The organism is Ewingella sp. AOP8-B2-18, assembly GCF_052376015.1.
Classification (GTDB): domain Bacteria; phylum Pseudomonadota; class Gammaproteobacteria; order Enterobacterales; family Enterobacteriaceae; genus Ewingella; species Ewingella allii.
This window is the reverse complement of the sequence record NZ_JBQSVB010000009.1, coordinates 37,788-62,452: the sequence shown is the minus strand read 5'-3', so window position 1 is coordinate 62,452 and position 24,665 is coordinate 37,788. Positions and strand designations below refer to the sequence as shown.

Here is a 24,665-nt window from a genome sequence, read left to right as displayed (position 1 = left end):
GGTCACCTGTTAAGACAATACCGAGGAAACTAATAACTGCGTGTAAGGATGATGTGGATCGTCGAGCACGCGGTCGGTTAAACCACTTTCCACCACCTGACCCTGCTTCATCACCAGTAGACGGTTGGCCAGCAGGCGCGCGACGCCCAAATCGTGGGTCACAATCACCACCGCGAGCTGCATCTCCACCACCAAGGTGCGCAGTAAGTCGAGCAGGCGGGCCTGTACCGATACATCCAGACCGCCGGTCGGCTCATCCATAAACACCAGGCGCGGGTGGGTCACCAGATTGCGGGCGATTTGCAGACGCTGCTGCATGCCGCCGGAGAAGGTGGTTGGCATGTCGTCAAGGCGCGACACCGGGATTTCCACATCTTCCAGCCACTTTGCGGCCTGTTTGCGGATGTCGCCGTAGTTACGCTGACCAATGGCCATCAGGCGCTCGCCGATATTACCGCCAGCGGAAACCTGACGACGCAGGCCGTCCATCGGGTGCTGATGCACCACGCCCCAGTCGGTGCGCAGCAGGCGACGGCGATCGCTCTCCGGCATGTCGTAAAGCGACTGTGGTGCCTGCTGGCCGTTGTTATAAATAACCTGCCCCTGCTGCGGCGCGAGGCGGGCGGAGATTGACTGCAACAGCGTGGTTTTGCCGGAGCCAGATTCGCCCACGATGCCCAGCACTTCGCCCGGATAGAGATTAAAAGAGACATCGCTGAAGCCTTTGCCCGGCGCATACAGGTGGGTCAAGTTGTTGACCGACAGCAGAGGTTCAGCGTTGAGTTGGCGTGGAGTGGTCATCAGTGTTGCGCCTTATTCTGGGTTTGTTGGCTGTTCAGTTCGACCTGCTGGGCGCAGAAGTCGGTGTCTGAGCACACGAACATCCGGTTGCCGAGGTCGTCGAGCACCACTTCGTCGAGATAGCTGTGGTGCGAGCCGCAGATAGCGCAAGGCTCGTCCCACTGCTGCACGGTGAACGGGTGGTCCTCGAAGTCGAGGCTTTCCACCTTGGTGAACGGGGGCAGGGCGTAAATGCGTTTCTCGCGACCGGCACCAAACAGTTGCAGCGCCGGCATCATGTGCATTTTCGGGTTATCAAATTTCGGGATTGGCGACGGGTCCATCACGTAGCGATCGTTCACCTTGACCGGGTAGGCGTAGGTGGTGGCGATATGGCCGAAGCGCGCGATGTCCTCATACAGTTTCACCTGCATCACGCCGTACTCTTCCAGCGCGTGCATCTTGCGCGTCTCGGTTTCGCGCGGCTCGATAAAGCGCAGCGGCTCAGGGATGGGTACTTGGAAAATCAGCACCTGATCTTCGGTCAACGGCGTTTCAGGGATGCGGTGGCGGGTCTGGATCAGCGAGGCATCAACGGTTTTCTCGGTGGTTTTCACCCCGGCTACGCTCTGGAAGAACTTGCGAATCGACACGGCGTTGGTGGTGTCATCCGCGCCCTGATCGATGACTTTCAGCACGTCTTGCTGACCAATAATGCTGGCGGTGATCTGAATACCGCCGGTGCCCCAGCCGTAAGGCATTGGCATTTCGCGACCGGCGAACGGCACTTGATAACCGGGGATCGCCACGGCTTTTAGAATGGCGCGACGGATCATGCGTTTGGTCTGCTCGTCGAGATAGCCGTGGTTATAGCCAGCGATGATGGGGGCGTGGTTATCACTGCTTTTCATGGTCTGAGTCCTGTGAAGTCGTTGAATCATGCTGCTGGCGCAGGCGTTTCAGCAGTTCCAGTTCGGCCTGGAAGTCAACGTAGTGCGGCAGTTTGAGGTGGGAAACAAAACCGGCGGCCTCGACGTTGTCGGCATGGGACAGCACGAACTCTTCGTCCTGCGCCGGGCTGTTCACCAGTTCGTTGTACTCTTTGGTCTGCAATGCGCGGTCGACCAGCGACATCGACATCGCCTTACGCTCGGCGCGGCCAAACACCAAGCCGTAGCCACGGGTGAAGTGCGGCGGCTTGTCGTCCGGGGTGACAAAGCCGTTCACCATTTCGCATTCGGTCAGCAGGATCTCGCCGATATCAATCGCAAAGCCCAGCTCTTCCGGCACGATTTCCACCGTCAGCCATCCGGTACGAATTTCGCCAGCAAAGGGGTGGGTGCGGCCATAACCACGCTGGGTGGAGTAGCTCAGGGAGAGCAGGAAACCCTCGTCGCCGCGCACCAGCTGTTGCAGGCGAGCCGCGCGAGAAGCGGGGTAAACCGGCGGAGTGCGGGTGATGTCTTCCGGCTCGCTGCCGTCGTCCTCTTCCTTCACCGCCAACTGTTGCGCGGTCAGCAGGTCAAAGACGTGGCTGCACTGCTCTGGAAGGGTTTCGTCGGCGATGGGCGTGAACGGCGCTTCGCCTTCGGCCAGCAGGGCGAAATCCAGCAAACGGTGGGTGTAATCGTACGTCGGGCCAAGTACCTGTCCGCCCGGCAAGTCCTTATACACCGCAGAAATACGGCGTTCGAGGCGCATATCGCTGGTGTCCAGCGGCTGGCTGGTGGCGAGGCGTGGCAGAGTGGTGCGATAGGCGCGCAGCAGGAAAATCGCTTCGACCAGGTCACCGCTCGACTGTTTGATAGCCAGCGCGGCCAGCTGGCGGTCGTAAATTCCGCCTTCGCTCATCACGCGATCTACCGCCAGACCCAGCTGCTGTTCGATTTGCGCGCATTCCAGTTCATCAACGTGGGTGTCGCCACGGCGCTCGTGCGCCAGAAGTTGATGGGCGGCAGCAATGGCTTTTTCGCCCCCTTTAACGGCTACGTACATCAGCAAACCTCCACGCGGGTGGTGCGCGGCACGGCAATCAGCTCGTCACCGCAGGTAAACATGAAATCCAGCCCCAGCGGGAAGCGGTGCGGACGGTTTAGCAGGTATTGGCGCACCGCGTCTGGCAGTAGCGGGGTGATCAGCCGCTCGGACTCAATGCCCGGCCCGGTCAGGCGCAGCGCAGTTCCGCCGCTCAAACCGTCGAGCTGCACAATCACGCTGGTGGCAAGCTCTGGAGACATTTCGTCGCCGCACGGAAAGGCCAGCAGGGTGGCGCTGTCGAGGGCCGGGTCTGCCAGCGCGAAGCTAACGGAGGACGGCTCTTCGGTCAGAACCGCGCCGGTATGGAAACGCAGGTTTTTACGCAGAATGTCGTCATTCAGCGCGGCGCTTATCCACAGCGGCGTGTCTTGGTCAATCAACGTTAACAGCACGCAGGCGCTGGCAGAGCCGAGCGCGCCGAAGCCCGGAACGGCAGGCAGTTTGACGCAGGTTCCCGGCTCGCTAAGGGCTTTAAGGATGCGGCGAAAGCTGAACTGTGCATCGGCGACGGGATTTTGGAAGCTGGCAACTAGTGACATGAATTACTCTCCGCGAACCAGGGTGAAGAAGTCGACGCGGCTGGCTGCCACTTCCCGGGCGCGCTGTTCGCGGCGCTCTTGTTGGGTAGCGGCCAGCGGGGCGATCAGGGATTTGTGCAACAGCTCATCCATGCCGTTGACCTGTAAAAGCGCGTCGATAATGGCGCACAGTTCGGCATGGGCTTTGTCGCGACCGGCGACATAGCTGTAGCCATAAACGCCGGAGTCGAGCTGCACCACGGCGCGAGTGACGGTCATATCACCCATCACAAAGCGTTTGCCGGTGCCACCCATGCGGCCTTGCAATTGGGTCAAGCCGGTTTCAGCGGCGCGCAGGCGTTCAAATTTTGGCGAGAGGTTCAGCGGTTGCCACAGCGCCAGAAGTTCGGCGGGCTGGCTGTGTGCCAGCACTGACATCCAGCGCTGGCGATTTTCGAGGGCGTGCATTCAGTGCTCCATTGTCAATTCAATCATGTCGGCGCGGGTCAGCCCGACGGAGTATTCCGCCACGTTGCCACTGCCGTCACAGGTGTTGAGAGTTCGCACGCACAGCAGCGGGGCCTGCGGGACGATTTCGAGTAATTTGCTTTCTTTCGCCAGTGCGCGGCGGGCGTTAATGCGGGTAGTGCGGCGGGTCAGAGTCTGTTTGATTTCAGTACGGATAAAGTCGTGCAGTGAACCATTGTGGAAATTTTGCAGAGAAGGCCACCAGTCGAGATCCGGCAGGTAGTGGTCGATAACGCTGACCGGCACCCCGTTCACCCGTCGCAGCGTGCGCAGGTGGATCACCGTGTCGCCCTCTTGCCGCGAAAGGGCCGTCGCGACGTGGTCTGTGCAAGGTCGCAGCACGGCTAACAATCTTTCGCTGGTGGGGTGACTGCCTTGCTCCAGCAGGTTCTGACTAAAACGGGCCTGCGAGTGCAGCGGGTAATCGTAAGGGCGCATCAGCACCAGGGTGCCAATCCCCTGACGGCGTTGCAGCCAGCCGCGCTCGACCAGCTCATCCACCGCGCGGCGCAGGGTGTGGCGATTGACTTGAAAACGGTCGGCCAGTTGTTGCTCAGGAGGAAGATAGTCGCCACAGCGATAGCCGTTGCGCAGTTCGAGTTCGAGTTCGGCAGCAATTTGCTGATATCGCGTGGGGTAACTGGTCGGATGTCTAGATAAGTTCATCATAATGAAAACCTCGCACGGTCTTAACGAGCAGACAAAACCTAAAAAGTTGAGCTGGCGGGGAAGCGATGAAGAGAGGGGAATACGCTTTCATAGTGCCAACCTCGTTTCGGTGTTGGCATCAGAATGGCCGAGCTAAGTGACAATTTGGTGAATGGCGGGTTGCAGATAAATGAATAGTGGAAGACAGCTCGCAGGAAAGTGAGAGGGGAGTTTACGGGGCAGGAGTGTTCAAATTACACTCAATGAGCAATAGGAAAAGGTAAGTCTCTCTCACATAAGGAATATGTATGTCTGAAGCAAATAATATGGATTTTCAGCCTGCCGGAAAGCCGGTATTACCCGAAACCGCCGCCGAAATTTGGTTGCGCGAAAATCAGCAAGGTCTTGAGGCAGTCAAACGATATGCCGAAGAGAATGGCGCTTTCTCTGATTACCTGCGGGCTTTTTGATGGAGCAGTACGCTGTTTATGAGAATAAAGGTGGAGGAAAGGCCGCTTATCCTTTTCTGCTGAACATACAGCACCCTCTGGTTGAGGGCATTAGCCCTACCGTGATGGTTCCTTTAGTTCCGCTGGTTAAGTTAGCTGCTTTTCCGCCCAAAAAGCTGTGCCCACTGCTACGAGTGGAACATCAATCCTATGTTGCCATGACACACATGCTGGGTGGCGTACACTCGTGTGAGGTTGGGGAGCGGGTCAGTAGGCTTGATGGAGAAATTTACGACGTCAAAAATGCCTTTGATTTTCTACTGAATGGTATTTGAATAATAAGAGAGAGGAGTGAGATTCCTCTCTCTTCATTTACCTCACCACTTCACCTCAAGTAATGAATCACCTGATTTGAGCTGCCGCGCCAGATAAGCGCGGGGTCTTTCAGCTCTTGCACAAATTTGCCGTCTACCAACACGTTGATTAACTCGACCACCTGCTGCTGGTCGGCGGTTAATTCATCAAGCTTGTAGCCGGTCCACATCCAGACGTTTTTGCCGGGGCATTCGGCCTGAACACGTTCTAGCAGATGGCGAACTGCCGACAAATTTTGTGGATGCAAAGGGTCGCCGCCGGACAGCGTCAGCCCTTGGCGCGGGATCAATTCGTCTTGCAGGTCGGCAATAATCTTATCTTCATCTTGTTGGGTGAAGGGTTTGCCCGAGTCCAGCCGCCAGGTGCTTTTGTTGTAGCACCCGCGACATTCATGGACGCAGCCGGAGACGAACAGCACGCAGCGCGTTCCCGGCCCGTTGACGACGTCCACACTGTAATATTGATGGAAGTTCAAAGCGTTAGCCCAATTGCCCATTGCCTAAATGCTTGACGCGGCGTTTCACCTCTTCCTGCTTACCGGCGTTGAACGGGCGAGCGTCGGGGCTGCCGAGATAGCCACAAACCCTGCGAGTGACCGAGACGCGTGACGGCTCGTGATTGCCACATTTCGGGCAGGTGAAGCCTTTGCTGGTGCAGTCGAACTCGCCGGTGAAGTGGCATTCGTAGCACTCGTCAATTGGCGTGTTGGTACCGTAATAAGGCACCCGCGAGTAGCTATAGTCCCAGACATCTTCCAGCGCTTTCAGGTTATGTTGCAGGTTCGGGTATTCGCCATAGCAGATGAAACCGCCGTTGCTCAGTGGCGGATAGGGCGCTTCAAAGTCCAGCTTCTGATAAGGGTTCACCTTCTTCTCTACATCGAGATGGAAGCTGTTGGTGTAGTAGCTCTTGTCGGTGACGCCGGGGATCAGGCCGAACTCGGCGGCGTCCAAACGGCAGAAGCGATCGCACAGGTTTTCGCTCGGCGTACTGTAGAGGCTAAAACCGTAGCCGGTTTCCTCTTTCCACGCCTCGGTGGCTTCTTTCAGGCGATTGACGATGGCGATGGCCTTCTCGCGCAGCTGAACGGCGTCGAAAACGTGGGTCTGGTTGCCATACAGCGCGTTGATGGTTTCATGCACCCCGATATAACCCAGCGAGATTGATGCGCGGCCATTTTTGAAGATGGGCGCGATGTCGTCGTCCGCTTTCAGCCGAACGCCGCAGGCCCCTTCCATATAGAGGATTGGCGCGACGCGGGCTTTGATGCCGTCCAGCCGTGCAATGCGCGTCATTAAGGCCTTTTTCGCCAGCAGCAGTCTTTGGTCGAGCAATGCCCAGAAGGCCGTTTCGTCGCGGCCCGCTTCAAGAGCGATGCGCGGCAGGTTCAGGCTGATCACGCCAATATTGTTACGCCCGTCGTGCTGCATCTCGCCGTTCTCTTCATAGACACCGAGGAAGCTGCGGCAGCCCATTGGCGTTTTGAACGAGCCGGTGACTTTAACCACCTGCTCGTAGTTGAGAATGTCCGGGTACATGCGCTTGCTGGCGCACTCGAGCGCCAATTGCTTGATGTCGTAATTGGCATCGGCGGGCTGGCGGTTAAGGCCGTCGCGGATAGCAAACACCAGTTTGGGGAACACGGCGGTTTTGCGGTTTTTACCCAGACCGGCAATGCGATTACGCAGGATTGACTGCTGAATCAGGCGCGATTCCCAAGAGGTACCCAGCCCGAAGCCAAAGGTGACAAAGGGCGTTTGGCCGTTGGCGGTGTGCAGTGTATTCACCTCATATTCCAGCGACTGGAAGGCGTCGTAACACTCTTTCTCAGTGCGGCTGCGGGCGAAGGCTTCACAGTCTGCCACCTGCCACTCTTGGGCCACGGCTTTATGTTTGTTGAAACTCTCGGTCACAAAGGGGGCGAGGATCTCATCGATGCGATTGATGGTCGTGCCGCCATAAATATGGCTGGCGACCTGAGCGATAATCTGTGCCGTGACCGCCGTTGCGGTGGAAATTGACTTAGGAGTGTCAATTTCCGCATTGCCCATTTTGAAACCCTTGGTCAACATGCCTTTTAGGTCAATCAGCATGCAGTTAAACATTGGGAAGAAGGGAGAATAGTCGAGGTCGTGATAGTGAATTTCACCGCGCTCGTGAGCCAGAACCACGTCACGCGGCAAAATATGCTGTTTGGCATAGTGCTTGGCGACAATGCCCGCCAGCAGGTCGCGCTGGGTGGGAATGACTTTGCTGTCTTTATTGGCATTCTCGTTGAGCAGCGCCACGTTGCTTTGCTCGACCAGCCCGCGAATCTCCTGATTCAGCCTGCCGCGCAGCTCGCGCGTCACATCGCGGTCATGGCGATATTCAATATAGGCGCGGGCGAGTTTTTTGTAGGGGCCGGACATCAGCTGGTTTTCCACCGCGTCTTGGATCTCATTGATATCCACCTGCGATTTATACAGCAGCGCCTCACTCACCACTCGGGCGACCTGTTGGCAATACTCTGCGTTATCGATCCTGGCCGCACTCGCCGCGCGGCTGACAGCTTGATAAATCAGGCTGCTATCGAAAGGCACTTTGCACCCGTCCCGTTTGATGACGATCGGCAGTTGGTGGGGGGTATTGACGGGATCAGATTTCAACAGGTCAGCCTTCACAATTTAACTCCTTTTAAGCGCAATGCCGCACTGCTCAAGGCCTGGAGCCTTAACAGCAGAGAATAGTGCATAACGCTATATGTTGGGTTGTTTTTCTTAATCGGCCCACAATATATAGTCTATAAAGAATTTCTGTATTCTTGAAATACGCCTTCCCTTGACCTAAAACAAAGATTCCCCGCATAAGTTTATAGAATGAGCAAACGGCCAAAACGGCCTGTTAAATGGCGTAAAAATTGCTTCCTTTTAAAGCAGTTATCGAGGTCACATTTCCCTGCAAATTGCCTGCAATAAGAGAAAATGCGGTGTCGGCTTGCTTGATACTTTAGGTTTAAACTGAATTGACCGCTGAGGGTCTACAGGGCAGGGCACGGACATGAAAAGATAGCCTCAACAGGCAGAGCGATGCCTCTCATATTACCTATTGAGGAAGTGAAAATGTCATCGATTTTAGTGTTAAGCGCCCACCGCACGCCGGACCAGTCTCGTATCAATAAGGCGCAGGTTGCCGCGCTGCGCGAGGTTCCGGGCATCACCGTGCACGAACTAATGCGTGAATATCCAGACTATAAAATCGACGTGGCGCGTGAGCACGAGTTGCTGAAAAACCACCAGCACATCGTCATGATGTTCCCGTTTTTCTGGTATAGCTCACCGGCGATTTTGAAAGAGTGGGAAGACGCGGTATTAACCTACGGTTTCGCCTACGGTACCAACGGCACGGCATTGCAGGGTAAGACTTTGCAGGTGATTGTTTCGACAGGTGGTGATGAAAAGGCTTATACGCCAGAGGGTTACAATCGTTATCCTGCCAAAGACCAGCTGTTGCCGTTCCACGCTGTGGCTAATCGTACTGGTATGGACTGGTTGGAGCCGCTGCTGATCCAAGGCGCGAACAACATGACTGACGAACAGGTTCCTCATCATGTTGAACGCACTCTGGCATTGCTGAAGAGCCAGCTTTAATCGCGCTGGCTCTGGGCTACTGCTTTATAACAGATAGAGGCACTCGTACGGTCGCAGGCAGTTGGCGACCGGCGCATCAGCATAGTTGCTGAAAATAGGTGCCTGCTGGTGGTTATCAATATTGAGGATCTGCTGCTCGCCGCTGAGGTTAGCAATCACCGTTAGCTGCTCCCCGTGCCAAGTACGACGATAGCACCACAGGTGTGGGTTATCTGGCAGCAGGTCTTGATAATCACCGTGCGTCAGCACCGGCAGCTCTTTACGCAGGCGAATCAGATACTGATAGGTGTAAAACACCGAATCGGTGTCCGCCAGCGCCTGCTCGGTGTTGATGTGGGTGTAATTCTCGCTCGGGGTGATCCACGGTGTGCCGGTGGTGAAGCCCGCATTGGCCGAGGCGTCCCATTGCATCGGCGTCCGGCCATTGTCGCGGGATTTCGAGGCCAAAATCTCCAGCAGTTCTGCCTCGTTTCGGCCACTGGCCTTCAGCTCAGCAAACATGTTCAGGCTTTCCACATCGCGGTATTGCTCAAGATGCTGGTAGCCCGGATTGGTCATCCCCAGCTCTTCACCCTGATAGATGTAAGGCGTGCCCTGCATGCCGTGCAGCACCATCGCCAGCATCTTGGCGGCAGGCACGCGCAGCTTACCGTTTTCACCAAAGCGGCTCACGATGCGCGGCTGGTCGTGGTTACACCAGAACAGCGCATTCCACGCGTGGCCGTGCATCCCTTGCTGCCACTCATTGAAAATCTGCTTGAGCTGCACGAAGTCTGGCGCGGCCTTGGTCCACTTCTCACCGTTGGGATAGTCCACTTTCAGGTGGTGGAAGTTGAAGGTCATCGACAGCTCGCTGCCATCGTTGGCGGCGTATTTGCGGCAGTGCTCCAGCTTGGTTGACGACATTTCGCCGACGGTCATCAGGCCCAGCGGCTTGAAGACGTCGCGGCTGAATTCTTGCAGGAACTCGTGAATACGCGGGCCATCAGTGTAGAAACGGCGGCCATCGCCGATGTCGTCGGACGGGAAATCCTGCTGCTTGGAAATCAGGTTGATCACGTCGAGACGCAGGCCATCCACCCCTTTTTCCGCCCAGAATTGGCAGATCTTTTTCAGTGCTTCGCGTACCGGCGGGTGCTCCCAGTTAAGGTCCGCCTGCTCGCTGGCGAACAGATGCAGATAGTACTGCTCGCTCGCCTCGTGCCACTGCCACGCGCCGCCGCCAAACTTGGAACGCCAGTTATTTGGTGGACCTCCGGCGCTGTCGGCATCGCGCCAGATGTAGTAATCGCGATAAGGACTGGCGGGATCTTGTGCCTGTTTAAACCACTCGTGATGGGTCGACGAGTGGTTAAACACCATATCCATAACAATGCGGATCCCGCGGCGATGGGCTTCGGTGGTTAAATTTTCGAAATCTTCCAGCGTACCGTAATCCGGGTCGATAGCGCAGTAGTCGGCTACGTCGTAGCCGTTATCAACCTGCGGAGAAACGTACATTGGCGTTATCCACAGCGCATCAACGCCGAGGGTTTTCAGGTAGTCCAGACGGCGGGTGATACCGTTGATATCCCCCATGCCGTTGCCGGTGGTGTCCTGAAAACTCTTCGGGTAAATCTGGTAAATCACGCCGTTTTTCCACCACGGCAATTCACTGCTCATCGTCTTATCCTTTTCTTAATGCGTCATCTTTTACTAAACAATCGCCAGCTCGCCTTTACGCGCTTTACGCTTGTAAACCAGTACCGTCAGAATGATAGGAATGACGGTAGCGACCAGCATTGCCAGTGCGAATACGCCCCAGAACTGCGGTTTAATGGACAGAATGCCCGGCAGGCCGCCAACGCCGATACCGTTAGCCGTGACGCCGCTCAGGCCACAAATCAGGGAGGCCACTGCGGAGCCAATCATCGCGCAGAGCATTGGGAAGCGGTATTTCAGGTTGATACCGTACATCGCCGGTTCGGTTACGCCGAGGAAGGCGGAGATGGCGGCCGGGACTGAAACTTCGCGCTCGTTGTGTTTCTTAGAAGCAATAATGATGCCGACTACCGCCGCCGCCTGCGCGATGTTGGAGATAGCAATCAGCGGCCAAACTGGCGTGCCGCCGGTGCTCTGCACCATCTGCATGTCGATAGCCAACGTAGTTTGGTGCACGCCGGTGATAACCAGAGGTGCATAGAGGAAGCCAAACAGGGCGGCGCCAATCGGCGCGAAGCTGCCGGTCATCACTGCTTTCACCGCCCATGCCACGCCATCACCAATCATGCGGCCAAATGGACCAATCAGGGTGTGGGCCAGGAACACGGCGAGGATCAGCGACACCACTGGCACGATCACCAGATAGAGGTAGTTCGGCACGATTTTCTTCAGGGCGTTTTCGATAATGGCTAATGCCATACCCGCCAGCATAGAAGGAATGACCTGCGCCTGATAACCCACTTTCTCAATAGTGAACCAGCCGAAGTTCCACACTTCAGGAATTTGCTGGCCGAGGTTGTAGGAGTTCATCAGCTGTGGGGAAACCAGCGTGATACCCAGCACGATACCGAGGATCTCGGTGCCACCCATTTTCTTCACCGTGGACCAACAGACCGCCACTGGCAGGAACATGAAGATGGCTTCACCCAGCAACCACAGGAAGTCGTAGATGGTTTTCCACATCGGGTGCATCTGGGCCAATGTCTGACCGCCGCTCATCGGGATATCACCGATGACGTTGCGGAAACCTAAAATCAAACCGCCGCTGATAAGAGCGGGCAGCAGGGGGAAGAAGATCTCAGCGAAGTGCGAAATGCCGCGCTCCACCCAGCTCATGTTCTGGCGGGCAGCCACCTTGGCGGCCTCTTTGCCGGTGTCATCTTTACCACTGCTGGCGATCAGGGCTTTGTAGTAATCGTCAACTTCAGGACCAATAACCACCTGAAACTGGCCGGCATTGGTGAAACACCCTTTGACCATTGGCAGTTCTTCAATGGCTTTCGGATCGGCTTTCTCTGGATTATTTAATACGAAGCGCAGGCGGGTAATACAGTGCGTGACCGTGGCGATATTTTCGCTTCCGCCGACCAGCTCTATTAGCCGATTAACAGCTTGCTGATTTACTTTGCTCATGGATTGACCTTATGTTCCCTTTGTACCTGACGCTAAGGAGGAGCCAAGGACGCTAGGGATATTGTGATTGTCGTTAGGGTACATTTCGACCTTTAGCATAGCCAAAGGGATGGGAACTTGTCTGGGAACGTTCCCGGTTTTAAGCGGTAGATCACAATTTTTCTGCATGGCTCAAAGTGAGGTATTCAGCTGGCCAATTGGCCCGGAATAATAATTTGCCTTAAGTCAGTTTTTTGGCTGAGTTGGACCAGCAGCTGGCGGGCAGCGGATTCGCCACCTTTGCCATAACCCAGCTCGACCGAGAAGGTATTAGGGAAGAGGAAGCGGAGCAGGGGGTTGTTACCAATACCGCACACCTGAACGCCGCTAACGTTCTGTTGTTGCAGGTATTTCTGTGCACCGAGCGCAATGGTGTCGGAGGCGCAAATCACCGCGTCGGTCTCAGGGAGCAAGACTTGAGAAATCAGCTCGAAGCCGCTTTCATAGTTCAGTTTGCCCAGCGCCATATGCGGCGTCAGGCCGTGTTCCGCACAGTAGCTTTGGTAAGCCTCAAAACGCAGTTGGCCGGTGGTGGTATCTTGCGGCGAGACGCCGATAAAGCTTATCTGCCGATGGCCTTTCTCCAGCAGGGTGTCCATCAGCAGCCGCACCGCGCCCGCGTCGTCATAGCAAACCGAAGAAAACTGCGGCATTTCGCGCGCCATCATCACCAGATTGTCCTGCCAGCCTTGCAGCATCGCGGCTTCTAACCCGGAGAAGCCAAACAGCACAACGCCGTCGATATTTCTCTGCTTCAGCACCTGCAAATGCTCTTGCACCCGTTCGGCGCTGAACTGGCTTTCCATCACAATAGGGTCGTAACCCTGCTCGTAAAATAGCGGCAGCATGGCGCGCACTGCCTGATTCTCAGAGGGAGAATCAAGGCGCGACACGATGATCGCCACAATCTTATCGCTGAACCCGCGCATCGCCCGCGCCGACTTCGACGGGCTGAAATTATGCTGCTCAATCACCGCCAGCACCCTTTCGCGCGTGCGTGGGCTGACGTTGCCTTCATGGTTTAGCACGCGTGAAACGGTAGATTTACCGACCCCGCTCAGGCGGGCAATGTCATTAATGGTCAGGCGATTTTGCATGATTTTAGCGCTAATGATTGATCAGGTTTATGTTTGGTTGCAGTTAACCAGCGTAAACTGCGGGCGTTTGATAACCGCTGTATACCAATTTGCCGATGAGCTGATGGTTTTGCTCAGCCGATGAATTGTAATACCGGACGGGTATCTTTTCCTAAACGTTCCTTACCGGAGATGAAAACCTAATGGGACCCGACCCCAATTCTGTAGGTCCGTTGTGATCCGGTAAGCATCCGCTTTTTAGCTACTGCTTACCGTGACACTAACGCTTGAAAAAGTGCTGTACAGGTAAGCGGTGGCGATCGATTTTCGTTCGTCCCCCCAATTTTAATTTATCCAATCCCCTGCACGGGCTAGCCACGCCTGCGTGTTGCAGTGGGGCGGGTTTTGCTTTTGCCATGCCTAAATTTTAGATTCTGGGCGCAACAAAGGGTCGAACGATGTTCAAAACTATTACTCAACGGCTGCTCAATGCACTAAGCCGTAACTTACCACGCCGTCTGGTTCGCCGTGATCCCCTGCTGGGTGATGCATTGCAACAAAATGTGCACGGCGGCAAAACGCAGGAAATCCCTGCTAGCATGGCCAACCACAGCCTGAAGTGCGCCCGGGCGACGGAAGATCAGCTCTATCTGCAATTTGGCAGTCATCCTGAAGGGCTGACCGGCCCCGAGGTCGAGGCTATCCGCGAGCGCGTGGGCTTCAACCAGACTGACGACCAGCAGCCCGCACCTTGGTGGCAGCACCTATGGCACTGCTATCGCAACCCGTTCAACCTGCTGCTCACCGTGCTGGGGCTGGTGTCATATGCCACTGACGACCTGACGGCGGCCTTGGTGATTGGCGCGATGGTGCTGATCTCCACCTTGATGCACTTCATTCAGGAAGCGCGCTCGAACCGCGCGGCGGACGCGCTGAAAGCCATGGTCAGCAACACCGCCACCGTGCTGCGTAGCGATGCTGAAACTGGCCGCAGTGAAACCTGCGAAGTGCCTATCAGCCAGCTGGTGCCGGGCGACCTGATTAAGCTTTCCGCCGGAGACATGATCCCCGCCGACCTGCGCATTCTGTCGGCCAAAGACCTGTTTATCAGCCAAGCCGCGCTGACCGGGGAGTCCCTGCCGGTCGAGAAGCAGGCCAACAGCCGCATGCCCGCCAATACCGACCCGTTGGAGCAAGACACCCTGTGCTTCATGGGTACTAACGTGGTCAGCGGCACGGCAATGGCCATTGTGATTGCCACCGGCGGCGAAACGTGGTTTGGCCAACTGGCCGAGCGCGTAACGCAAGAAGAGACCCAGCCGAACGCCTTCCAGGCTGGGATCAGCAAAGTCAGCTGGCTGCTGATTCGCTTCATGATGGTGATGACCCCTATCGTGCTGGTGATCAACGGCTACACCAAGGGCGACTGGTGGGAAGCGGCGCTGTTTGCGCTCTCCGTCGCGGTAGGCCTTACCCCAGAAATGCTGCCGATGATTGTCACGTCTACGCTGGCGAAAGGCGCGGTTAAGCTTTCAAAACAGAAGGTTATCGTTAAACGTCTGGACGCCATTCAGAACTTCGGCGCGATGGACATTCTGTGTACCGACAAAACCGGCACCCTGACGCAGGATAAAATCGTCCTCGAGCGTCACACCGACGTGCTCGGCGTCACCAGTGATGAAGTGCTGCACTTGGCGTGGCTCAACAGCCACTATCAGACCGGCCTGAAAAACCTGCTCGACGTGGCGGTGCTGGATCGCGGTGATATCGCTAATGCGCTCAACTCATTGAAAGTCGATGAGATCCCCTTTGATTTCGACCGCCGCCGTATGTCAGTGGTGGTGTCTGACCATGCCGACAGCCATCGCCTGATTTGCAAAGGCGCGCTGGAGGAGATGCTGTCGATTTGCACCTTAGTGCAGCTCAACGGTGAGATTGTGCCGCTGACCGATGTGCTGCTGGCGCGCATTCGCCGCATTACCGATGACCTCAACCAGCAGGGGCTACGCGTGGTCGCCGTGGCGCACAAAGTGATGCCATCGCGCACCCAGGGTTACGGCATTAATGATGAATCCAGCCTGATTCTGGCCGGTTACATTGCCTTCCTTGACCCACCAAAAGAGAGCACCGCGCCTGCGCTGAAAGCCTTAAAAAACAAAGGCGTGACGGTGAAAATTCTTACCGGCGACAACCCGCTGGTGGCACGTAAAGTCTGTAAAGACGTCGGGCTGAAAGTGGATGAGATCCTGATTGGCAGCGATATCGAAAGCATGGATGACGCCCAGCTGCTGGCGGCGGCGGAGAGCACCACGGTGTTCGCCAAACTGACCCCGATGCACAAAGAACGCATCGTGCGCGTGCTGCGCGACAAAGGCCACGTGGTGGGCTTTATGGGTGACGGCATCAATGATGCTCCGGCGCTGCGCGCGGCGGATATCGGTATTTCAGTAGACTCGGCGGTGGATATCGCCAAAGAAGCGGCTGACATCATCTTGCTGGAAAAGAGCCTGATGGTGCTCGAGCAGGGCGTGACCGAAGGGCGTAGGACCTTCGCCAACATGCTGAAATATATCAAGATGACCGCCAGCTCCAACTTCGGTAACGTCTTCAGCGTACTGGTCGCCAGCGCCTTTCTGCCGTTCTTGCCAATGTTGCCGTTGCACCTGTTAATTCAGAACCTGATTTATGATGTGTCTCAGGTGGCTATCCCGTTTGATAACGTGGACGAAGAGCAGCTCGCCAAGCCGCAGAACTGGAACGCCGGAGATATCGGCCGCTTTATGGTTTTCTTCGGGCCGATCAGTTCAGTGTTCGACATTCTAACCTTCAGCCTGATGTGGTGGGTGTTCAAGGCCAACACACCGGAAATGCAGACCCTGTTCCAGTCCGGCTGGTTTATCGAAGGCTTGCTGTCGCAGACGCTGATTGTGCATATGATCCGCACCCGCAAAGTGCCGTTTATCCAGAGCCGCGCCTCGTGGCCGCTGTGCGTGATGACCCTGTTGGTGATTGTTACCGGCATCGGCCTTATCTACACGCCAGCCGCCGGATTCCTGCAATTGCAGGCCCTGCCGCTGAGCTACTTCCCGTGGCTGATCCTGATTCTGGCGGGTTACATGGTGCTGACTCAGACAGTGAAAGGCTGGTTCGTTCGCCGCTACGGCTGGCAGTAACGGTGAGTTGTTAACATTAAGGCGGTGATTGTTAACTCAATCACCGCCTTTTTATTACACAAAGGCTATAGTTAATCCTTTACGATTCAGCAGGCTATGTCAGTCTGCTTTACCTCTAAGGGATCTTGCCAATGCCATTGCCATTCCGTCGTTCCTTATTTGCCTCGTCGTTACTCCTTGCTGTCAGCTCCTCGTCCTTGGCCGCTCCCGCCGGGAATTTGCCCCTTATGCCATGGCCGCAGCAGGTTGAAGTGGCCCCGCAGGCGGGGAAATGGGTGGTGGACAACAGTCTGTCGGTGGCGGTGAGTGGAGACAATCTCGGCGCGATCCCCCAGCGTTGGCGTGAACGCATTGAACAGCAGACAGGCTGGACGCTCCAGCCGCAGCCGACTCACGGCAAGCAGAGCAAAATTCAGGTAGTGATCAAACATAAAGTAGACGCCCTGCCGAAGCCCGACAGCGACGAAAGCTATGACCTTGACGTCACGCCGCAGGGCGCGACCATTACCGCCAACAGCCGATTTGGCGCGCTGCACGGCATGGAAACCCTGCTGCAATTGCTGCAAAACGACGGCGAAAACACTTTCCTGCCATTGGTGAAAATTCACGATAACCCGCGCTTTGCGTGGCGCGGCGTGCTGCTGGACTCCGCGCGGCACTTCCTGCCGATAAGCACCATTAAGCGCCAGCTCGACGGGATGGCCGCCGCCAAGCTGAACGTTTTGCACTGGCATCTGACTGACGATCAGGGTTGGCGCTTCGCCTCAGAGCACTATCCGAAGTTGCAACAGTTAGCCAGTGACGGCGAGTTTTACACCGTGGCCGAAATGAAAGAGGTGGTGGCCTACGCCACTTCGCTGGGCATCCGCGTGGTGCCGGAAATCGATATGCCGGGCCACGCCTCGGCAATTGCCGTCGCCTATCCTGAGCTGATTAGCGCCCCCGGCCCTTACCAGATGCAACGCGAGTGGGGCGTGCATGAGCCGACGCTCGACCCGTCTAACGAGCAGGTCTACCAGTTTGCCGACACCATCGTCGGCGAGCTGACCGCCATCTTCCCCGACCCTTATTTGCATATTGGCGGAGATGAAGTGAAAGACATCCAGTGGGTGAATTCTCCGGCGATTCAGGCTTACATGAAGAAGCATAATATTGCCGACAGCCACGCACTTCAGGCCGCGTTCAACAAGCGTTTGCAGGAGATTTTGCATCAGCATCATCGCCAGATGGTGGGCTGGGATGAGATTTTCCACCCCGACTTGCCGCACGACATTGTGATCCAGTCATGGCAGGGGCCGGACTCGCTGGGGGCCAGCGCGCAGCAGGGGTATCAGGGGATCCTTTCCACCGGCTTCTACCTCGACCAGCCGCAAAGCTCGGCCTACCACTATCGCAATGAAATCCTGCCGCAGCCGCTTGGCGTGGAGCAAAACGTCGCCGAGGGTGAAAAAGCCCAGAGCTGGGCATTCTCCATGCCGCGCCTGAAAGGCAGCGCGGTAGACGGCAGCTTTACGCTGATTGAAGGCAAGCAGGGTTGGCGCGGATTCATTGATTTCAAAGGCAAAACCCGCCGTGCGGTGCGCGATATCGTTTGGCAGAATGACGGCAAAGTCAGCTTCGCGGTAGACACGTGGATGGGCGACACCCGCCCGGCGCTCACCCTGAAAGACGGCAAATTCGACGGCTATTTCCTGATTGGCAACGCGCGCTATCCGGCCACCGGCAGCCAGCTTGGCGAAACGCCGCAGGGCACGCCGCCAGTGGTGCCAGACGCCAAAGCAATGAAAAACATTCTCGGCGGAGAAGCCGCGCTGTGGCAGGAAAATATCACCTCGCAGATTCTCGATCTGAAGCTGTGGCCGCGCGGCTTTGTGGTTGCCGAACGCCTGTGGTCCGCCGAGGATGTGAAAGATGTCAACAACATGTATCAGCGTTTGGCGAAAGTGGATGCCTGGTCGGCGGTGTCGGTCGGGCTACAGCAGCATGCCGAAACCACCCGCCTGATGACCCGTCTGGCCAATAGCAGCGACATCACGCCGCTGCTGACCCTCTCCTCGGCCCTCGAGCCAGCGCAGTATTACACTCGCCAGCACCTGAAATTTAAGGCTGGAAACTACACCCAGTTTGAGCCACTGAATCGCCTGGTGGACGCGCTCCCTGCGGAGAGCAACGCGGTGCGCGAGCTGGATAATCAGGTCAAGGCCTTGCTGGCTGACGGCAAAGACGCACAGGCCGCCGCCGCCATTCGCAATCAACTGACGCTGTGGCAGGCCAATACCGCGCAGGTTCAGCCTATTCTGGCGCAAAACTACGTGCTGAAGCCGGTACAGCCGGTGGCGGAGCAGCTTGGCAAGCTGTCCGAGCTGGGGCTGCAATGGCTGGATAAAATCCAGAAAGGCCAGAGCATCACGGCAGAAGAGCGCCAGCAGGCGCAGGCCCAGTTGGACGGCGCGGCGCAGATTCAGGATGAGTTGGTGATCGCGGCGGTCTATCCGCTGGAAAGACTGCTGCAAGGCGTGAAGTAAGGGAAAATGCGGCTGGGAGTCCATGATTGCGACAGATTTATAAACCCCGTTGCAACGGAAATAATGATCGGAGGAATGAAAAAAGCCGGAGGGGAAATCTCCGGCTTGGATTTTAGTAGTGATAGCGACAGGCTGCGATCATGATCGCATCTTCGGTCACTGCATAGACTAAACGATGTTCTTCAGTAATGCGCCGAGACCAGAAACCTGTCAGGTTGTACTTTAAGGGTTCAGGTTTACCTTTTCCTGCAAAGGGTTCTCGTTGTATGTCCTTAATGAGTTCGTTAATCCGTTTAACTATTTTTTTATCCGTTTGCTGCCAGTAGAGATAGTCGTCCCAAGACTGGCTGGAAAAGGTAAGTTTCAATCAAGTAGCTCCCTCTCAACGCCTTTGCCTGCCCTCAGTTCATCAATAGAATCCATGAGATGTCTGATGTTGGCTGGTGAGCGTAGCAGGTGAGCTGTTTCTTCTAAGGACTCGTATTCTTCCAACGACATCAGTACGCAAGGCGTCCCGTTTTGGCGAGTGATAAGGATCGGGGCGCGATCCTCTGCCGCCTGCACCATGGTCGTTGAGAGATTCTGACGAGCTTCGCTATAACTAACCGTTCTCATCGTGAATATCCTATATCGGTATGTACGGCATTCATTGTACGTCAATTTGTACAATTGGACAAATTGACGTACAAGTGCTTCTAAGAATTGCCGATTACACCTTCTGGCATGCCGCCGCAGTAAAGATAACGTCGGTGGAGGAGTTCAGCGCGGTTTCTGCCGAGTCCTGAATGATGCCGATGATAAAGCCGACGGCGACTACCTGCATGGCGATGTCATTGGGAATGCCAAACAGGCTACAGGCCATGGGGATCAGCAGCAGCGAGCCGCCTGCCACGCCGGAGGCACCGCAGGCGCAGACCGCCGCCATCACGCTGAGCAGCAGCGCGGTGAGGATATCCACTTCAATACCCAGCGTGGTGACCGCCGCCAGCGTCAGCACAGTGATAGTGATTGCCGCACCGGCCATGTTGATGGTTGCGCCAAGAGGAATAGAGACGGAGTAGGTGTCTTCATCCAACCCCATTTTGCGGCACAGGTTCATGTTCACCGGAATGTTGGCGGCCGAACTGCGGGTGAAGAAGGCGGTGACGCCGCTCTCGCGCAGGCAGGCGAAGACCAGTGGATAAGGATTGCGGCGGGTTTTTACGAATACAATCAGCGGGTTGAAGACCAGAGCGACCAGCAGCATACAGCCCACCAACACCACCAGCAGGTGCGCATAGTCATACAGCGCGCCAAAGCCGCTGGTAGCGAGGGTTTCTGCCACCAAGCCAAAGATACCCAGCGGCGCAAAGCGAATCACCACGCGAACGATTTTCGTCACGGCTTCAGACACATCGCTAATCATCGCCTTACTGGTGTCAGCCGCGTGGCGCATAGCCAGCCCCAGACCAATGGCCCAAGCAAGAATGCCGATATAGTTGGCATCAATCAGTGCGCGGAACGGGTTCGACACGATGCTCATGATCAGCCCTTTCAGCACGTCGACAATGCCGCCCGGCGGGGTGATGGCGACATCGGCGATTTTCAGATCCAGTGTAGAAGGGAACATAAAACTGACCACCACGGCGATCAGCGCCGCCGAGAAAGTCCCGAAAAGGTAGAGAAACAGGATAGGGCCAAGCACGGTTTTACGGCCCAGCGGATGGTTCATGATTGAGGCGGTAACCAGTACTAAGACCAGCAGCGGCGCGACGGCTTTTAATGCGCCGACGAACAAACTGCCGAGCAGCCCGACGGAGGTTGCAGCTGCCGGGGCAAGCCACGCCAGAGCAATACCAGCCAGCAGGCCGAAGAGGATTTGTTTAACCAAACTTGCGTGCAGGATACGTTGAAACAGCGATGGTGTTGATTGTTTTTGCATGTTGTTTTCCTTGTAGTGTTGCACCTTTCCCAATCCTGAGAGGTGGCCTAGCAGAATCTAGCTTAAAAAATAACGGGCACTTCGTGGTGCCCGTTTTGGCTTCTCATATTGCGAGCTATGCCCGCTTATTTTTCTAATTTTGCGCGGTCAGTTCGATGATTGACCCAAGTATTGATCAGCAGCGTCGTTACCAAAATGATCGCGATCACGCCAAGCGATACGCCGACCGGAATATGGAACACATCGAGCAGCAGCATCTTGATACCGATGAAAATCAGAATCACCGCCAGACCGTATTTCAGCATCGAGAAACGTTCCGCCACGCCAGCCAGCAAGAAGTACATGGCGCGCAGGCCGAGGATGGCAAACAGGTTGGAGGTCAGCACAATGAACGGGTCAGTGGTCACGGCAAAGATAGCCGGAATACTGTCTACCGCGAAAATCACGTCGCTGAGTTCCACCATAATCAACACCAGCAGCAGCGGCGTGGCGAACAGCAGGCCGTTGCGACGCACGAAGAACTTCTCGCCGTGCAGCTCATCGGTCATGCGCATTTTACTGCGCAGCCAGCGAATCATCGGCTTCTCGCCAATCTCGCCATCATCCTCTTTCGCCAGCGCCATCTTGATGCCGGTAAACAGCAGGAATGCGCCGAAGACGTAGAGGATCCAGCTGAACTGCCCGACTAACCAGCTACCCGCGAAAATCATCCCGGTACGCAGCACTATCGCGCCCAGCACGCCGTAGACCAGCACGCGGCGCTGAAGGTTTGCTGGAACAGAGAAATAGCTGAACAGGATCAGCCAGACGAAGACGTTATCCACCGCCAGCGCTTTTTCCAGCAGATAGCCGGTAAGGAACATCAGCGCCTGTTTGTCCGCCACTTCGCGGCCAAACTCGCCGTTCAGGTACCACCAGAAGCCGTAGTTAAACAGCAGCGACAGGCCAATCCACACCAGCGACCACATCGCGGCACTTTTCATGGTCATCACCTGCGCGCCTTTGCGTCCCTGTAAGAACAGATCCACGGCGAGCATGATAACCACGACGACGGCAAAACTGCCCCAGAGCATCGGGTTGCCTACGGAATTCATCATTCTGTTATCCTCGAAAAAACATCAAAAAAAAACGGCCACGTCAGAAGACGTTAGCCGCTCTTATTGAGCTATAAGCAAACCTCGCCTGACGGCAAGGTCTCACTTACAACCCACTATGCTTTATCCTTCGAGCTGCAGGGGTACCTGCTACTCAAATGCTTCACATAGATGCTATTCACTCGATGAATATTTTGAATGAAATAAATAGCTGGATTGCCCGGAAACCGGGTGGCTGAGACGTGCGCTGCGACAGCGCGGGTCCAGACACCGTAATGACGATTATCCGACGAAGAAGTTACTCCCCTTTGCTTGGCAGAAAGTAATCCAACCCGTGTCTAAAGTCAAACATTCTGACACATTATGAAATATTCAGCCTGCCAACGCATTACGCTTGCCGAGCGCCGCAACAAACGACAGCAACAGCCCCTGAGCCAGCGGCGTATCACTGAGTTGCTGCAATTTCTCAGCATAGTTGACGTTATCCTCAAACGCCTGCGCGTCCAGCCATTCCAGATAGGTTTTCATCACAGAACCCGAGAATTCAGGATGGAACTGCGTGCTGATGGCGTTCGGGCCGTAACGCAGGATCTGGTGTGGGTCGACGGAGGAGCGCGCCAGCACCGTGGCGCAGGCGGGTGGGGTGATCACGGCTTGCAGATGTATAAGGTTTGCCGCGAAGCGAGCGGGCAGGTGCGACAACAGCGGGTCGAGATGGCCGCTCGGCGTGAGTTCGATGTCCAAAGTACCGACTTCAATACCTTGCGCCAGATAATCCACTTCGCCGCCCAATGCATAGGCCATCAGCTGATGCCCGTAGCAAGCGCCAAACAGCGGCAGCTCTCGCAGCATCGCCAGACGCACCCAGTCGGCGGCGGCTTCGCTCCAGTCCAGATGCTCAGTCACCATGCTGCGCGAGCCGGTGATGATGGCGCCGCAGTAGTTTTCCGGCGGCAGAGGGCGTTCGCCTGCCTGCAGATCGACAATTTGCAGCTGCTGGGGATTGATGTCCCCCTGACGCAGGAACATCTGCGGGAAATTGCCGTGGACGTCCTGAATCGGCCCTGGTGCGTGGCCGGTTTGTAAAATCAGCAATGGCTTCAGATTGGCTGCGCTCATCTCAACTCCCACTCACATGTCGTCTATTTATCTGCTGGGTTGTCTGCTGGAAAGACCACGCCGGTCTGGCGGCGGATTTCGGTGAGCAGCTTGGCGGTAATACGTGAAACTTCCAGCCCCGGATGGCCTACGAACTGGTTATCGACCAGCAGCGCAAAAGTTTCAGCCTCATACAGCATGGTGTTGATGTGCTGTGGTTGGGTGAGATCTAACTTTTGGCTGCCGCGAGGCGTCAGGCTAAGTGTCTGGCATTCGGAGATTTTCTCCATCTGCAAGGTGCCTTCTTCTCCTTGGATCTCACTGGCAAGATGGGAGTCAGCGATTTTCGAATGGTTAATCACCACCTCGAAATCATCGGCATATTGCAGCACCACGGTGCCCTGACCATCGACGCCGCTTTCCAGCAGAGTGGCAGAGGCTTGAACTGAAAGGGGTTCGCCAAACAGGGAAACCGTGCTCGCCAGACAGTAATAGCCAATGTCCATAATCGACCCATTGGAGAAGGCCGGATTGAAGGTGTTTGGGTTCTCGCCCGCCAGATAACGCGGGTAGCGCGACGAATATTGGCAGTAGTTGAAAATAGCTTTGCGCAGCTTACCAATGCGATTTAGCGCGCCTTTCATATGCAGGAAATTCGGCAGATAGGCGGTTTTAAAGGCTTCGAACAGCACCACGTTGTTTTCGGTGGCGCAGGCAATCATCTCTTCGGCCTGTTGCAGATTCGACGACAGTGGCTTTTCGCAAATGACGTGCTTTTTATGGCGCAGGAACAGCAAGGATTGCTGGCAGTGCATGGAGTTCGGGCTGGCGATATACACCGCGTCGATTTCGTCCGAGGCGGCGAGGGCGTCGAGCGAGTCGAAATAGTGCTCCACCGGGTAATCGTGACCGAAGGCCTTGGCACCCTCAAGCGTGCGGGAATAGATCGCGGTGAGCTTCATTTTGCCACTCTCATGAGCGGCATCGATGAAGCGCTGGGTGATCCAGTTAGTTCCAATTACTGCAAAACGAATCATGGTTGCTCCAATCCCCTTCATCCTTCGAACTGCCTCGGCGTTATTTGCCTTGATGCAATCCGAATGATTTTGGGTAGGTATGGTGTATTTTGAGAAACACGCACCATCAGTATCACTGATAAAGTTTCCCGAATAACTCCAGATGCGTCAGGTACATGCGTGTGTCGAATTCTAGCTGATGGTAGTCGGGCGCCATATGACAGCAAAGGCTATAAAATGCCTTATTGTGATCTTTCTCTTTAAGGTGCGCTAACTCGTGCACCACGATCATTCTCAAAAAGGCTTCCGGCGCGGTTTTGAATACCGTCGCCACGCGGATCTCAGCCTTGGCCTTCAACTTTCCGCCCTGAATCCGCGAAATGGCCGTGTGCAGGCCGAGCGCGTGCTTCATGACGTGAATTTTATTGTCATAGGCGACTTTGCTCAGCGGCGACGAGCTGCGCAAATATTGATTCTTGAGGTCCAGCGTAAACTGATACAGCGACTTGTCGGTGGTGAGTTCGTGCGGTTGCGGATAGCGCGACAGCAAAACTTGCCCCAGACGCTGCTGGTCAATCAATTGGCGTACCTGAGCCTGTAGCGACTCGGGATAACCTTGTAGATAGGTCAATTCAGGCATAACTG

General features: G+C 55.8%; 23 protein-coding genes. 5 read left to right on the top strand and 18 right to left on the bottom strand.

The window, feature by feature from the left end:
• Positions 1-9: 9 nt before the first annotated feature.
• From phnK to phnF, 6 genes are read right to left on the bottom strand one after another with little or no spacing between them, the layout of a single operon-like run.
• Positions 10-801 (bottom strand): phosphonate C-P lyase system protein PhnK, encoded by a 792-nt coding sequence (gene phnK, locus ACT3RR_RS17165; RefSeq protein WP_353500700.1) that lies wholly within the window; start codon positions 799-801, stop codon positions 10-12.
• The gene (locus ACT3RR_RS17160) at positions 801-1,691 is read right to left on the bottom strand and encodes an alpha-D-ribose 1-methylphosphonate 5-phosphate C-P-lyase PhnJ (protein WP_353500701.1); all 891 of its coding nucleotides are present in this window, start codon (positions 1,689-1,691) and stop codon (positions 801-803) included. Before ACT3RR_RS17160 ends, phnK begins: the two co-directional genes overlap by 1 nt.
• Positions 1,678-2,775 carry a carbon-phosphorus lyase complex subunit gene (locus tag ACT3RR_RS17155; protein WP_353500702.1) on the bottom strand — a complete coding sequence of 366 codons (1,098 nt, stop codon included), beginning with the start codon at positions 2,773-2,775 and terminating at the stop codon, positions 1,678-1,680. The genes ACT3RR_RS17160 and ACT3RR_RS17155 overlap by 14 nt, the downstream gene beginning before the upstream one ends.
• Complete coding sequence (phnH, locus tag ACT3RR_RS17150) at positions 2,775-3,356, bottom strand: phosphonate C-P lyase system protein PhnH (RefSeq protein WP_496200813.1); 582 nt, start codon at positions 3,354-3,356, stop codon at positions 2,775-2,777. Before phnH ends, ACT3RR_RS17155 begins: the two co-directional genes overlap by 1 nt.
• A 3-nt stretch (positions 3,357-3,359) precedes the next feature.
• Positions 3,360-3,803, bottom strand: a complete 444-nt coding sequence (phnG, locus tag ACT3RR_RS17145) for a phosphonate C-P lyase system protein PhnG (protein WP_034795348.1) — start codon at positions 3,801-3,803, stop codon at positions 3,360-3,362.
• Positions 3,804-4,529 (bottom strand): phosphonate metabolism transcriptional regulator PhnF, encoded by a 726-nt coding sequence (phnF, locus tag ACT3RR_RS17140; RefSeq protein WP_034795434.1) that lies wholly within the window; start codon positions 4,527-4,529, stop codon positions 3,804-3,806.
• Between the two features lie 290 nt (positions 4,530-4,819).
• Here phnF and ACT3RR_RS17135 point away from each other — a divergent pair, with 290 nt between their 5' ends.
• Together ACT3RR_RS17135 and ACT3RR_RS17130 are read left to right on the top strand one after the other, a co-directional pair.
• Positions 4,820-4,981 (top strand): type II toxin-antitoxin system CcdA family antitoxin, encoded by a 162-nt coding sequence (locus ACT3RR_RS17135; protein WP_496200812.1) that lies wholly within the window; start codon positions 4,820-4,822, stop codon positions 4,979-4,981.
• Positions 4,981-5,295 carry a CcdB family protein gene (locus ACT3RR_RS17130; protein ID WP_353500705.1) on the top strand — a complete coding sequence of 105 codons (315 nt, stop codon included), beginning with the start codon at positions 4,981-4,983 and terminating at the stop codon, positions 5,293-5,295. Before ACT3RR_RS17135 ends, ACT3RR_RS17130 begins: the two co-directional genes overlap by 1 nt.
• Positions 5,296-5,345: 50 nt before the next feature.
• Here the strand turns inward: ACT3RR_RS17130 and nrdG are convergent, their stop codons facing one another.
• The gene (nrdG, locus tag ACT3RR_RS17125) at positions 5,346-5,810 is read right to left on the bottom strand and encodes an anaerobic ribonucleoside-triphosphate reductase-activating protein (protein WP_278877786.1); all 465 of its coding nucleotides are present in this window, start codon (positions 5,808-5,810) and stop codon (positions 5,346-5,348) included.
• 4 nt (positions 5,811-5,814) lie between these two features.
• Entirely contained in the window at positions 5,815-7,950 is a 2,136-nt protein-coding gene (nrdD, locus tag ACT3RR_RS17120) for an anaerobic ribonucleoside-triphosphate reductase (RefSeq protein WP_496200843.1), read from the bottom strand.
• A gap of 486 nt (positions 7,951-8,436) precedes the next feature.
• Between nrdD and ACT3RR_RS17115 the strand changes: the two genes are divergently transcribed.
• Positions 8,437-8,964, top strand: a complete 528-nt coding sequence (locus tag ACT3RR_RS17115) for an NAD(P)H-dependent oxidoreductase (protein ID WP_034795356.1) — start codon at positions 8,437-8,439, stop codon at positions 8,962-8,964.
• A 24-nt stretch (positions 8,965-8,988) separates the two neighbouring features.
• Here the strand turns inward: ACT3RR_RS17115 and treC are convergent, their stop codons facing one another.
• From treC to treR, 3 genes are all read right to left on the bottom strand, one after another.
• On the bottom strand, positions 8,989-10,626 hold the full coding sequence (treC, locus tag ACT3RR_RS17110) for an alpha,alpha-phosphotrehalase (protein ID WP_353500706.1): 1,638 nt from the start codon (positions 10,624-10,626) through the stop codon (positions 8,989-8,991).
• Positions 10,627-10,659: 33 nt separating this feature from the next.
• Positions 10,660-12,078 carry a PTS trehalose transporter subunit IIBC gene (gene treB, locus ACT3RR_RS17105; RefSeq protein WP_353500707.1) on the bottom strand — a complete coding sequence of 473 codons (1,419 nt, stop codon included), beginning with the start codon at positions 12,076-12,078 and terminating at the stop codon, positions 10,660-10,662.
• A gap of 185 nt (positions 12,079-12,263) precedes the next feature.
• Positions 12,264-13,214, bottom strand: a complete 951-nt coding sequence (gene treR / locus ACT3RR_RS17100) for a trehalose operon repressor TreR (protein ID WP_496200811.1) — start codon at positions 13,212-13,214, stop codon at positions 12,264-12,266.
• Positions 13,215-13,651: 437 nt separating this feature from the next.
• On the opposite strand from treR, the gene mgtA reads away from it, so the two are divergent.
• Together mgtA and ACT3RR_RS17090 are read left to right on the top strand one after the other, a co-directional pair.
• On the top strand, positions 13,652-16,366 hold the full coding sequence (gene mgtA, locus ACT3RR_RS17095) for a magnesium-translocating P-type ATPase (RefSeq protein WP_496200810.1): 2,715 nt from the start codon (positions 13,652-13,654) through the stop codon (positions 16,364-16,366).
• A 131-nt stretch (positions 16,367-16,497) separates the two neighbouring features.
• Positions 16,498-18,891, top strand: coding sequence for a beta-N-acetylhexosaminidase (locus tag ACT3RR_RS17090; RefSeq protein WP_496200809.1), 2,394 nt, complete (start codon positions 16,498-16,500; stop codon positions 18,889-18,891).
• A gap of 112 nt (positions 18,892-19,003) precedes the next feature.
• Here the strand turns inward: ACT3RR_RS17090 and ACT3RR_RS17085 are convergent, their stop codons facing one another.
• From ACT3RR_RS17085 to ACT3RR_RS17055, 7 genes are all read right to left on the bottom strand, one after another.
• Positions 19,004-19,258, bottom strand: a complete 255-nt coding sequence (locus ACT3RR_RS17085; RefSeq protein WP_353500711.1) for a Txe/YoeB family addiction module toxin — start codon at positions 19,256-19,258, stop codon at positions 19,004-19,006.
• Positions 19,255-19,506 (bottom strand): YoeB-YefM toxin-antitoxin system antitoxin YefM, encoded by a 252-nt coding sequence (gene yefM / locus ACT3RR_RS17080; protein WP_353500712.1) that lies wholly within the window; start codon positions 19,504-19,506, stop codon positions 19,255-19,257. Before yefM ends, ACT3RR_RS17085 begins: the two co-directional genes overlap by 4 nt.
• A gap of 94 nt (positions 19,507-19,600) precedes the next feature.
• Complete coding sequence (sstT, locus tag ACT3RR_RS17075; protein WP_496200808.1) at positions 19,601-20,812, bottom strand: serine/threonine transporter SstT; 1,212 nt, start codon at positions 20,810-20,812, stop codon at positions 19,601-19,603.
• Between the two features lie 125 nt (positions 20,813-20,937).
• Positions 20,938-21,909 (bottom strand): TerC family protein, encoded by a 972-nt coding sequence (locus ACT3RR_RS17070; protein ID WP_353500714.1) that lies wholly within the window; start codon positions 21,907-21,909, stop codon positions 20,938-20,940.
• A gap of 369 nt (positions 21,910-22,278) precedes the next feature.
• Positions 22,279-23,025 carry a glutamine amidotransferase gene (locus ACT3RR_RS17065; protein ID WP_496200807.1) on the bottom strand — a complete coding sequence of 249 codons (747 nt, stop codon included), beginning with the start codon at positions 23,023-23,025 and terminating at the stop codon, positions 22,279-22,281.
• Positions 23,026-23,048: 23 nt separating this feature from the next.
• The gene (locus ACT3RR_RS17060; protein ID WP_486031515.1) at positions 23,049-24,041 is read right to left on the bottom strand and encodes a Gfo/Idh/MocA family protein; all 993 of its coding nucleotides are present in this window, start codon (positions 24,039-24,041) and stop codon (positions 23,049-23,051) included.
• A 112-nt stretch (positions 24,042-24,153) separates the two neighbouring features.
• Positions 24,154-24,660, bottom strand: coding sequence for a M48 metallopeptidase family protein (locus ACT3RR_RS17055; protein ID WP_485902066.1), 507 nt, complete (start codon positions 24,658-24,660; stop codon positions 24,154-24,156).
• Positions 24,661-24,665: the final 5 nt, after the last annotated feature.